This window comes from Micromonospora sp. U56, assembly GCF_018070095.1.
Lineage (GTDB): Bacteria > Actinomycetota > Actinomycetes > Mycobacteriales > Micromonosporaceae > Micromonospora > Micromonospora purpureochromogenes.
On sequence record NZ_JAGPYL010000184.1, the window covers coordinates 1 to 8,781 of the forward strand.

The window sequence follows — 8,781 nt, forward strand, 5'->3', positions numbered from 1 at the left end:
CCCCGCCACGATCTCTGTTGCACACACATCGCGATCATGGCGGGGATGATCTATTTGTCGAGCACCGCCAATCGGCGCGTCTCGCTATAACCCTCAGTCCTCAACCGGTTACCCGACGGTCTCTCAGCCGGGCGAGTGCCTCCTCGGCCGACGCCAGGGGAACGGGTTGCGTCCTGCCGTTCTCCCAGACCACCTTCCCCGTCGGTTGCCCGAGGGCGGGCAGCGCCGTGGCGGGGACGATCCGGCCGGTCAGCAACGCCTGCTTGTTGTTGTCGCCGTTCGCCTGTTCCCAGTCGCCGAGCTGGCCGGTCAGCTCCCCGACCGGCACGAAGGCCTGCGCCCCACCGGCGGCGAGGACCGCCTGGTCATACCGGGTCAGGGCGTCGCGCGCCTGCAGGCGCAACCGGTCCAGGTCATCCCCGCCGGGTCCGCTGCCGGTCGCGCAGCCACCGAGGACGGCCACCGCGGTCACCCATGCCAGCCAGCGCCGTCCGGGCCATCCCCGCTCACCTCCGCAGCCCTTCGACGTCCGCCGGCCCGTTGAGGTTCCCCCAGCATGTCTCCCGGCATCGAGAGGTGTTCAGGGGCGGGCCGCCCGCCGGCGGAGCGCCATGCGGCCGGCGCGCTCCCGCAGCTGCCGCGCCGTCCGGCCCAGCTCGAACGCGATCCGGGCCGCCTCGTACGCCTCGACGGCCCCCGGCTCCGCCATCCGGCGCTCGCGCAGGTCGTCCCACTCCGCCTGATCATCCATCACTCTGTCCCCCGCCCATGGTCGGCCGCTCTGCCTGCCATCGCTCCAGAGCCCAACGAGGGTCAACGGACCGGGTGGTGGTGCTGTTCGTAACATCCTGGCCTCAACGAGCACGGCCCTGCTCCGACAGCCCGCGCCGTGAACCCGGCGTCGACCAGCGCCACCGCCGCGGTCAGACGTAGCCCGGGCGTCGGGTGCCACCGTGGTCGGCGCACGGCCCGCCCGGTACGCCGGTCATGCTGACCAGGCCGTCCTCGCACTGCACCAGGTAGCCCTTGCCGTTCCAGAAGGTATCCACGCAGGCGAACCAGTCGCAGACGTCCGCGGCCGGGTCGTCGATGTAGGAGCCGCCGCAGTAGTTGTAGCCGTACGGGTTCTCCGGTGCGCCGCAGCGGTCCACCGAGGTCGGGCTCGGCGAGCCGGTGGACGGGCTCGGTTGGCCGCCGCCGGTGCTGCTGGCCGACGGCTGCCCGGAGGGCCTGGTGGGCGAGGCACCACCGGTCGGGCCCGGTCCAGGCGAGGTGATCGGCCCGGAACCGGGCACCAGTGCCGTACCGGGACGGGACGTGCCGGGCGCGGTGGTGGCGTCCGGCTGCGGAGTGGCGGTGGGAGCGGTGGGGCTGCGCGGCGCGCCAACGGCGGCGGACGGCGAGGTTTCATCCGGGTCGGTCGAGGGGCGGCCGCCGATGTCCATTCCGACCACCGGCCGGTCCGCCGCGGACCACCGGACCGTGCCCACGACCCCCGCCAGGGCCAGCAGCACCGCGACGGCGGCGACCAGCGCCGGAAGGGCGAGGCGGGCGGCGGCCGGGGCCTCGGCGGGCGTGGCCGGCGCCGGCGCCGCCGGTTGGGTACGCCAGTGCGCCACCACCGCCTCGTCGAGCCGGTCCAGCAGCGCATCCCGCTCGGCGACGGCGTCGGCGTACGCGACGGTGAGTCGCAGCCGGAAGGCGGCTGCGGCGGTCGGCGGCACCCGTACTCCCCGGATCCTTCCCGCGCCCTGCTCGTGCAGCAGGGTGAACGGCTGCTCCGGATGGTGTGCCACCCCGGTGAGCTGCGGGTACGGCCACTCCTGGACCCCGTGGCGTCCGATGAGGACCAGCCGCCGGTCGGTCACCACCGCCGTGCCGGCGTCGACCACCGCGATGCCCTTCGTCGGTCCGGGTGACCGGACCGGGTCCGCCACGGGAACGACGGTCAGCTCCGACGCGGGCAGGCCGGCGGCGTGCCGGGCCGTCACCTCGAGGAGTTCCGCCCCGGCCTGCACGGTGGCCACGACCTCGTCGTCGTCCAGGTCCACGGGCAGCCCCACGGGCGTCTGGGCCGGCTGCTCGGGTTCGTCGGCCCGGGCGCAGAGCTGCCGTAGCTCGTTGTCGCGTCGTCGCCACGCCTCGGCGGCGGCCTCGTACGCCTTGCGCCGCCGCTCGTTCTCTCGGGTGACCCACCGGGCCCGCCAGCCCGAAGCCGTCCCGTCCGTCGCCGCCACCGGTCGCCTCTCATCGCGAAGGGGTTCCGCGTCCACCCGGTACAACCGCGCGCGGCGGGTCAGGACACGCCGTAGCCATCGGCTGGTTCCGCCGGCGGCCGATCGGTGGAGGCGGCGTCATCGTCGAGTACCCGTACCGGTTGGCGGGTGGGGCCGAACCGCCGATATCCACGGCTATCCCGGACCGTCCGCGCGGCGATAGCGTGCACGCACCGCGACGCCCCTTGCGCGTCCCCACCTCGCACCACCGGATCGATCTCACGTCCGACGCCGGCGTAGTCGCCGGGAGAGAGGATCGAAGAGGATGCTCCCGACACCCACCACCTCCCGCTGGCGAGCAGCGAGAGTCACCCTTGCCGCCGCCATCGCACTGGTCAGCCTCGGCATTTTCGGCGCGCCCGTTCACGCCGAGGGACAGTCCAAAGTCACCGTGATGACCCGGAACCTGTATCTGGGCGGCGATCTGACGCCGTCCATCGGCGCCCCGACCACGGGCGCGTTCCTGGCCGCCAACTCCGCGCTGTTCAGCCATGTCGGCCTGGTCAACTTTCCGGCCCGGGCGAAGCTGCTCGCTCGGGAGATCACCGAGAACAAGCCGGATCTGGTCGGCCTGCAGGAGGTCGCCCTGTGGCGCACCGGCACGTTCGGTGACCTCGCCGCACCGGCCACCGACGTCCGGTACGACTACCTGGCCCTCCTCATGGGCGAGCTGAGCCGTTCCGGTCACCCGTACGACATCGCGGTCGTACAGGCCGAGGCGGATCTGGAGGCGCCCGCCGGCGGGCCGCACTTCCTCGACGTACGGCTCACGATGCGCGACGTGATCCTGGTGCGCCACGGCGGCCGGGTGCAGGTGACCGACTCCTCGTCCGGCACCTTCGCCAACAACCTCACCTTCACGCTCGCGGCAACGGGCGGGACCGTGACCAGCACCCGCGGTTGGACCGCGGTGGACGTGGTGCACGGGCAACGCCCGTTCCGGTTCGTGAACACCCACCTGGAGGCCTTTCACCCCGGTGTCCGGGTGCTGCAGGCGCGGGAACTGCTGGCCGGGCCGCTGGCCACCGCGCCGGGTGACGTCATCCTCGCCGGTGACCTCAACACGGGTCCCGACCTGCCCGTCGCCGAGAACCGGCTCGCCTACGCGGCGCTGGTGGCCGGCGGGATGCGGGACACGTGGGAGATCCTGCACCCGGATGAACCCGGCTACACCGCGGGTCTGGGCGACGACCTGAACCAACCCGCCGACGCCGTCGAACACCGTATCGACATGGTCCTGTTCCGGGGGGCGGTCGTACCCGTGTCGGCCCTCATCTTCGGCAACGAGCGGCAGACCCCCGACGGCCGGTGGGCCTCGGACCACCTCGGCTACCTGGCCGTGCTGGCCCTGCGGTAACCCGAACGCTGCTCCGGGCTGGCGCGCACGCGCCAGCCCGGAGTTGCCACTGGTGCGGAGCGCCATAGCGTGAGCGGCCCGCGTCAGTAGGTCCCGCCCCGCGCCACCTGCGCGGCCACCCGCTCGTGCAGCGCGGCCAGGGCCGGGCTGACGGTGGCGGTGAGCGGCGCCGGGTCCGCCAGCCGGCGCGCCGGCTCCGGCAGCCAGGCGAGGTCCGCGTCGAACCGGCCGCGCGCGGCGCGTACCTCACCGGCCGGGTCGGCGGCGGCCAGGCGACGGCCGCCGCGCATGACCGGCACGAGCAGCGGCTCGCGGTCGCCCGGCGGGGGCTCGTCGCGCAGCCCCACCACGTCGCCGCCGGCACCGGCGGGATCGCGGAAGACCTGCTTGGGACCGGGCAGGGTGGCCTTGCCGGGCGACAGCTTGAGCACCGGCCGGTCGCCGACGGCCACCAGCTTGTAGGCGCTGTCCAGGGACGGCGCGTCGAACGAGACGCCCATGCGGGTGCCGACTCCGTACGCGTCGATCGGTGCGCCCGCGGCGACAAGCGCCGCGATGACGTCCTCGTCGAGGCTGCCGCTGGCCACGATCTGGGCCTCGGTCAGCCCGGCCTCGTCGAGGATCGCGCGGGTCTGCACGGCCAGCGCGGCGAGATCTCCGGAGTCGAGCCGCACGCCCACCGGGCCGGTCAGTCCCAGCTGCGCGATGACCTCGACGGCGGCGCGTACCCCGGCGGGCGTGTCGTAGGTGTCGACGAGGAACACCGGGTTCGTCGGGAAGTCGGTCGCGAACGCCCGGAACGCGGCGCGCTCGTCGGGGAACGCCTCGACGTACGAGTGGGCCATCGTCCCGGACGGCAGCAGCCCGTAGCGCCGAGCGGCCTCGACGTCGCTGGTCGCGGCGAAGCCGGCGATCGCGGACGCCCGCGCCACGGCCGCGCCGGCCTCGATCCCGTGCGTGCGGCGGAACGCGAAGTCGACCAACTGCGCGTCGCCGGCGGCGAGGCGGCATCGGGCGGCCTTGCTGGCCACCGTGGTGTGAAAGGTGATCAGGTTCAGCACGCCGGTCTCCACCAGCTGCGCCTCGGCGATCGGCGCGGTGACCTCCAGCAGCGGTTCGTCGGCGAACACCACCCGGCCCTCCGGTACGGCCCACACGTCACCGGTGAACCGCAGCCCCGCGAGCGCCGCCAGCGTCGCTTCGTCGAGCCCGACGGTGTCGCGCAGGTAGCCGAGTTCGCCCTCGTCGAACGCGAAGCTCTCCAGGAACGCCAGCGCCTCGGCCAGCCCGGCGGCCACCAGGAAGCCACGCTGCGGCGGTAGGCGGCGGACGAACAGGCTGAACGTGGCGTGCTCCACCATGTCCCGGCGCAGGTAGCTGGCCGCCATCCGCAGCTCGTACAGGTCCGTACGCAACCCGGTCACGGTTCCTCCATCGGCACGGGGCACGGTCGACGGGCCGGTGGCATCGCGGCGATGCCGTGCCGTCGGGTCAGGAGCGGGCGCCGCGCGCGGGACGGTGGGACAGGGAACTCGGCGCGTTGACGCCGGCGCCGTCGCTGACACTGATGCCCAGCCGCTCGACCAGTTCGCCGCCGAGCCAGGCCGTCATCCCGGACAGGACGATGCCCGCGAAGCTGCAGATCAGGGCCAGGGCGTTCGGCTCCCAGTTCTCCGCGGACGCCCGCGCCAACCAGCTCACCGCGAACAGCAGCACGACGACGACGTTGCCGATGCCGTGGATCGCGCCGACGCGCTTGGCGCGGGTACCGGCCGGGATGGCCCGCCAGTCGATGAACCCGAAGACCGCGGCGACGAGACCGCCGATGATACCGGCGCCGATGATGTACCCGGCGGAGATCTGGAATCCAGCGCGGTCCGTGATCAGATACAGGACGTCGAAGATCACCGCTGTGGCGAACAGCCCCAGCGGGAACACGATCATCATGGGATGGATCCCGTGACCCAACGCCTTGGCTCGACTTTCCACCGCAACCACCCTGTCTGACGGGATATGTCCGGCGCGGGTACCCCTTCGGGTCGCTGGTACACCTACCGGCGGTGAACCCGTCGCCGACCACCTCGCCCGGGTTCGCTCACTCCTGACGGATCAGGCTGTCGAGGGCGACGGCGGGATCGGCCAGGCGGTCGAGGTCGACGGGCTGGCGGGAGCGGATCAGCTGCCCGATCGGGCCGGTCACCTCCCAGACGTTGACGTTCATGCCCGCCAGCACCCGCCCCTGGGCGGTCCAGAACGCGATGAACTCGCCGCTGGTGAGCTCGCCGCGGACGACGACCCGGTCGTAGGAGCCGGGCGGGGCGTGGCCGGTGTACTCCATGCCCAGCTCGTACTGGTCGGTGTAGAAGTAGGGCAGCCGGTCGTAGCTGACGGCCTGACCGAGCATGCCGCGGGCAGCGGCGGGCCCGGAGTGCAGGGCGTGTGCCCAGTGCTCGACCCGCACCCTGGTGCCCAGCAGCGGGTGCTGGGCGTTGGCCAGGTCGCCGGCGGCCCAGATGTCCGGGTCGCTGGTACGCAGGGTGTCGTCGACGAGGACCCCGTTGTCGACGGCGAGGCCGGCCTGTTCGGCGAGTTCGGTGTCGGGCTGGACGCCGACGCCGACGACGACGAGGTCGGCGGGCAGGACGGTGCCGTCGGCGAGCAGTACCGCGCTGACCCGGTCCGACCCCTGGAACTCGTGGACCTGGGTACCGAAGTGGAAGCTGACCCCGTGGGCGCGGTGCAGGTCGGCGAAGACGGTGGCGAGCTGGTCGCCGAGGACGCGCTGCAGGGGCAGGTCGGCGATCTCGACGACGGTGACGGTGGCGCCGCGGGTGCGCGCGGCGGCCGCCACTTCCAGGCCGATCCAGCCGGCGCCGACGATGACGACCTTCGCCCCGTCGACGAGGGCGTCGGAGATGCGGTCGCTGTCGGCGAGGGTACGCAGCCGCAGCACGCCGTCGAGGTGCGCGCCGGGAATCGGCAGGGTCCGGGCGCGTGACCCGGTGGCCAGCAGCAGCCTGTCGTAGGGGAAGCGCTGCCCGTCGGCGACCGTGACCTCTCGGGACCGGCGGTCGAGGGCGGTGACCCGGGTGCCGGTACGCAGGTCGACGTCGTGGTCGGCGTACCAGCCGGCGTCGTGCACGTAGACGCTGTCGCGCTCGCTGGTGCGCAGCAGCAGGCCCTTGGACAGTGCCGGCCGTTCGTACGGGCGCTCGGTCTCCTCGCCGAACAGGACGATCTTGCCGTCGAACCCCTCCTCGCGGAGTGTCTGCGCGGCTCTGGCTCCGGCCAGCCCGGCCCCGACGATCACGAACGGACGCTGCTGGGTCACGGATTCTCCTAGCGGGACGTGTCAGGCGCGGGCGCCGACTCCGGTGAGGGTGAAGAACTCGGCGCGGGAGCGCGAGTCGTCGCGTAGCGCGCCGAGCAGCGTGGAGGTGATGGTGGTGGCGCCGACCGCCTGGACCCCCCGCAGGGTCATGCACAGGTGTTGCGCCTCGATGACCACCCCGACGCCGCTCGGACGCAGGTGGGCGGTGAGCCAGTCGGCGATCTGCTTGGTCAGCCGTTCCTGGACCTGCGGGCCGTGGGCGAAGAGTTCCGCCACCCGGGCGAGCTTGGACAGCCCGAGGATCCGCTCGCCGGGCAGGTACCCGACGTGGGCGACGCCGATGAACGGCAGCAGGTGGTGTTCGCACACCGAGCGGATCGGGATGGCCCGGGCTACGACGAGCTCGTCGTAGCCCTCGTCGTTGTCGAAGGTGGTGAGCCGGAATTCGCGCGGGGTGAGCAGTTCGGCATAGGCGCGGGCCATCCGGCCCGGCGTTTCGGCGAGCCCGTCGGCGTCGAGGTTCACGCCGAGTGCCGCCAGGAACGCGGCCGCGGCCTGTTCGGCGGCGACCAGGTCCTTTGTGGCGGGCCGCCGGTCGACCTGTAGCGGACTGAGGGCCACCTCTACTCCCATCGACGGGCGGTGGGTGGTGGACGCTCGGCCCATCAGCTCCATGTCGACCACCCACCCGTTTTCGCCAACCAACGTTGTCGTTATTCATGCTGTACCCGGCGCGGAAGAATTTCAATAGCCGGCGCTGGTGATAATCTCGGTGGGATGCCGGACCGATGGACAGCCGTGGCCGCGCTCGCCGATCCGTCCCGGCGGGCGCTGTACGACCACGTGCGCCATCAGGACCACCCCGTCACTCGGGAGGAGGCCGCCGACGCCACCGGGATCACCCGCGGGCTGGCCGCCTTCCACCTGGACAAGCTCGTCGACGCCGGCCTGCTGCGGGCCCGCTATCAGGCCCCACCCGACCAGCCGAGAGGCCGGGGCCGCAGCCCCAAGGTGTACGAGCCGGCGGGGGACGGTCTCGCCGTCACGGTCCCGGAACGCCGCTACGAACTGATCGCCGAGATCCTCGCCGACGCGGTCGTCGACGATCCGGCCAACGCCGACGACGCCGCGCGTCGGCTCGCCGGGCAGCGCGGCCGCAGCCTGGGCGCCGGACTGGCCGAGGACGGGTGCGACGTCCTGTCGGCGCTGGGCGGCCTCGGATTCGAGCCGCGGCCCGACGCGCAGCGGCGGGTGCTACTGCACAACTGCCCGTTCCACGCCCTGGCCACCCGGCACACCGCACTCGTCTGCGGGCTGAACCACGCCTTCCTCACCGGCCTGCTCGAAGGGCTCGGCGCCGCCGATGTCGCGGCCCGCCTGGCCCCCCGCCCCGGTGCCTGCTGCGTGGAGTTGAACCTGCCGTCGTGAGTACCCACTCCACCGCACCGGCGGTCATCCCACGGTGGGCGTGGCCTTCAGGTTCAGCAGCCCGGCGTCGACGACGGCGCGGCTGAGCGGCCGCGCCACCTCCGCGAGCCGCGCACACCCGTCCTCGCCGAGCACCCGGTAGGCCGGTTCGGCGAGCGCGTCGGTCCGGTCCTCGACCGACTGACGCAACTCCCGGCCGGCGTCGGTTAGGGCCAGGTCGTCGGCGCCACCGTCGGCGATCAGGCCGCGGGACCGCAGCCCGTCCACCGCCGCCGCCCACTCGTCGCCGCGACCTCGTCCAGCACGCTGAGCGGCAGCGACGCGCCGCCGGAGACACACAGCCGCAGCGCCGGGCGCGGTGCGCCCCTGCGGGCCGCGTCGAGCAGCGC

10 protein-coding genes are annotated in these 8,781 nt (G+C 73.0%); 2 read left to right on the plus strand and 8 right to left on the minus strand.

Going from position 1 to position 8,781, the window contains the following annotated elements; genetic code table 11:
- Positions 1-100 precede the first annotated feature (100 nt).
- The 3 genes from KBX37_RS32320 to KBX37_RS32330 form a co-directional block, all read right to left on the minus strand.
- A complete protein-coding gene (locus KBX37_RS32320; protein WP_210779628.1) occupies positions 101-472 on the minus strand; it encodes a hypothetical protein in 372 nt (123 codons plus the stop codon).
- A 108-nt stretch (positions 473-580) separates the two neighbouring features.
- Complete coding sequence (locus KBX37_RS32325) at positions 581-751, minus strand: hypothetical protein (protein ID WP_210779629.1); 171 nt, start codon at positions 749-751, stop codon at positions 581-583.
- A 172-nt stretch (positions 752-923) separates the two neighbouring features.
- Complete coding sequence (locus KBX37_RS32330) at positions 924-2,237, minus strand: hypothetical protein (RefSeq protein WP_210779630.1); 1,314 nt, start codon at positions 2,235-2,237, stop codon at positions 924-926.
- Positions 2,238-2,670: 433 nt separating this feature from the next.
- Here KBX37_RS32330 and KBX37_RS32335 point away from each other — a divergent pair, with 433 nt between their 5' ends.
- On the plus strand, positions 2,671-3,633 hold the full coding sequence (locus KBX37_RS32335; RefSeq protein ID WP_210779631.1) for an endonuclease/exonuclease/phosphatase family protein: 963 nt from the start codon (positions 2,671-2,673) through the stop codon (positions 3,631-3,633).
- 83 nt (positions 3,634-3,716) lie between these two features.
- Here KBX37_RS32335 and KBX37_RS32340 read toward each other — a convergent pair whose 3' ends face one another.
- The 4 genes from KBX37_RS32340 to folE form a co-directional block, all read right to left on the minus strand.
- Positions 3,717-5,057, minus strand: coding sequence for a nicotinate phosphoribosyltransferase (locus KBX37_RS32340; RefSeq protein ID WP_210779632.1), 1,341 nt, complete (start codon positions 5,055-5,057; stop codon positions 3,717-3,719).
- Positions 5,058-5,124: 67 nt separating this feature from the next.
- Positions 5,125-5,631, minus strand: a complete 507-nt coding sequence (locus tag KBX37_RS32345) for a DUF2231 domain-containing protein (RefSeq protein WP_307849298.1) — start codon at positions 5,629-5,631, stop codon at positions 5,125-5,127.
- A gap of 97 nt (positions 5,632-5,728) precedes the next feature.
- Positions 5,729-6,964 carry an NAD(P)/FAD-dependent oxidoreductase gene (locus tag KBX37_RS32350; protein WP_210779633.1) on the minus strand — a complete coding sequence of 412 codons (1,236 nt, stop codon included), beginning with the start codon at positions 6,962-6,964 and terminating at the stop codon, positions 5,729-5,731.
- A 21-nt stretch (positions 6,965-6,985) separates the two neighbouring features.
- Complete coding sequence (folE, locus tag KBX37_RS32355; protein ID WP_210779637.1) at positions 6,986-7,597, minus strand: GTP cyclohydrolase I FolE; 612 nt, start codon at positions 7,595-7,597, stop codon at positions 6,986-6,988.
- A gap of 144 nt (positions 7,598-7,741) precedes the next feature.
- On the opposite strand from folE, the gene KBX37_RS32360 reads away from it, so the two are divergent.
- Complete coding sequence (locus KBX37_RS32360; RefSeq protein WP_210779634.1) at positions 7,742-8,392, plus strand: metalloregulator ArsR/SmtB family transcription factor; 651 nt, start codon at positions 7,742-7,744, stop codon at positions 8,390-8,392.
- A 24-nt stretch (positions 8,393-8,416) separates the two neighbouring features.
- Here KBX37_RS32360 and KBX37_RS32365 read toward each other — a convergent pair whose 3' ends face one another.
- Complete coding sequence (locus KBX37_RS32365; RefSeq protein ID WP_374103937.1) at positions 8,417-8,731, minus strand: hypothetical protein; 315 nt, start codon at positions 8,729-8,731, stop codon at positions 8,417-8,419.
- Positions 8,732-8,781 lie beyond the last annotated feature (50 nt).